Origin of the sequence: Acidiphilium sp. 20-67-58, from assembly GCF_002255515.1 — a bacterium.
Lineage (GTDB): Bacteria > Pseudomonadota > Alphaproteobacteria > Acetobacterales > Acetobacteraceae > Acidiphilium.
On record NZ_NCAS01000087.1, the window covers coordinates 1 to 2,123 of the forward strand.

Sequence of the window (2,123 nt, forward strand, 5' to 3'; positions counted from 1 at the left end):
TCTTGGTGTTTTGCATGTTCTCAAACCTCATTTGGTATATAAATAAGCTACGACATCATTGATCTCATCCGGTGTCAGGATGCCGTTTCTGCCGAAGGCCGGCATCACGGTGCTCGGGTTGCGAGCCTGTTCGTTGTAAATCACCGCATAGAGCTGCTTGGGGTCCGGCATCAGAACTTTCATGTCCTTCAGTGCCGGGCCGACATTGCCCATCAATGAGCCGCCTTCAATGACATGGCACGCCAGGCAATTCCCCTTGCCCCGGTCAAACGCAATCGCCTCACCCCTTGAGACGGGGTCAGTTGGCGTTGCGGCCGCCGCGGTTGCCGCCGGCGCCGCTGCGGCCGGGGCCGCCGTTGAGGAGGCCATCGGCGCCGCCATCGGAGAGGCCATCGGAGAGGCCATCGGGGCCGTCGGAGCACTCTGCGCCATCGCGCTCGAGGCCAAAACTATCGTCGAGACTGCCGCCAGTGCAAAATGTTTCATGTTCCGCCCCTCATTTGGCAGGTGAACCCTGCATCGTATCAACCGGCCCTGTCGTGCGCGGCGTGATCCCAGACTTGCTGGCATCTGATGTGACCGTCAATGCCTTCGGGTCAGCGCAATGCGCCATGCAGGCAACATCATGCGTCAAAGGCCGTGGGTCCTTGAAGTTGAAGCCATCACGGTTCGGCATCTTCACCGCCGCCAGGCTCTTCGCATCCGCCACAAAATTATCCGGCACGATGCCATTCAAATTCAAAATATACGCGGTGATGGCGTACACCTGGTCGTTGGTGAGCGAACGCGGTGCAAAAAACGGCATCGCGCGGTTAATATAATCATACACGATCGGCGCGTACGGCCAGTAACTGCCGACGGTTTTAAGCTTCTGCGTCTTCAATGCGCCAACGCCGCCTACCAGCTTTGGATAGGCATCAACGCCTTCGCCAAAAGTGCCATGGCACATCGCGCATTCCGCGCCATACACCGTGGCCCCCGCATCAACCGTGCCCGAACCCGCAGGCAGATTGCTGCCATCCGGTTTGATCGCAATCGACCATTGCGCGATCTGTGCTGCATCCGGCGTCATGCCGATCGAATAATAACCCTGTGGCTGCGCCGATGTTGCCGGGGCCGCCACGGCCACCGCCACCATCGCCAATGTTCCCGCCGCCACGGACGCAAATAATTTAGCCGAGCTGAACATTATTCACACTCCCATCCGCCAAAACATTCCAGGTCTGGATTGCATTATTCAAATACACCGCCGCCGTGCCCATCACCGCGCGGGCTTCCACGATCGTCGGCTGCACATAGCCGGTCTCATCGGTTGCACGCGATTGGATCATCGCCGGCTTGCCATCCCAATGCCAAGGCACGGTAAAGCGCGTCATGCATTTATCCAGCACCGGCTCCTGTAACGCAGCACGGGTGTAATTCACGCCACCATCAAACGAGACATCCACCGCTTTGATTTTACCACGCCCAGTCCACGCAAAACCGCGCACCTCATAAAAACCCGGGCCACCCGTCAGGGGCTTTTCCGGGCACGGGAATGAGATCACCGACTTGGCTTCCGCCACCCAGGTAAAGCCCAGCGCCTTGCCGTTCGGTAGCAATTCCGTATAGCTCGCGGTCTCCTCATGGGTGTACCACGGGCTGGTGCCGATCTCGAGCCGGCGCAGCCACTTCACCATCTGGTTGCCCTGCCAGCCCGGCACGATCAACCGCACCGGATAACCCTGCTCAGGCCGCAGCGCCTCACCATTCTGGCCCCACGCCACGATGCAATCATCCATCGCTTTTTCCATCGGGATACTGCGGGTCAAATGCGAGCCATCACCGCCTTCCGCCAGCAGCCATTTGCCCTCCGGCTTGACGCCAACCTCATTCAGCAACGTTGACAGCTTCACGCCGGTCCATTCCGCGCAGGCGATCAAACCATGGGTATATTGCAACGAATTCAACTGCGCCGCCGGCCATTCGGTCGCGCCATTGGCCGGACATTCCAAAAAGTGAATCCGCGATACCGAAGGAAACCGCTTCAAATCCTCAAGCTTCAGCAACAGCGGGCTGTTCACCAGCCCCATGATCATCAGCTCCCACTTCGCCGGATCAACGCTCACCCGCCCCGCATGATA

At 58.9% G+C, this 2,123-nt stretch carries 3 protein-coding genes; all 3 read right to left on the minus strand.

Annotation, left to right across the window (positions count from 1 at the left end):
- Positions 1-27: 27 nt before the first annotated feature.
- Entirely contained in the window at positions 28-486 is a 459-nt protein-coding gene (gene soxX / locus B7Z76_RS15950; protein WP_291345226.1) for a sulfur oxidation c-type cytochrome SoxX, read from the minus strand.
- Positions 487-496: 10 nt separating this feature from the next.
- Positions 497-1,189, minus strand: coding sequence for a c-type cytochrome (locus tag B7Z76_RS15955; RefSeq protein ID WP_291345228.1), 693 nt, complete (start codon positions 1,187-1,189; stop codon positions 497-499).
- Positions 1,173-2,123, minus strand: a 951-nt coding sequence (gene soxC, locus B7Z76_RS15960) for a sulfite dehydrogenase (RefSeq protein WP_291345230.1), incomplete at its 5' end; no start/stop codon positions are given. The genes soxC and B7Z76_RS15955, both read right to left, overlap by 17 nt.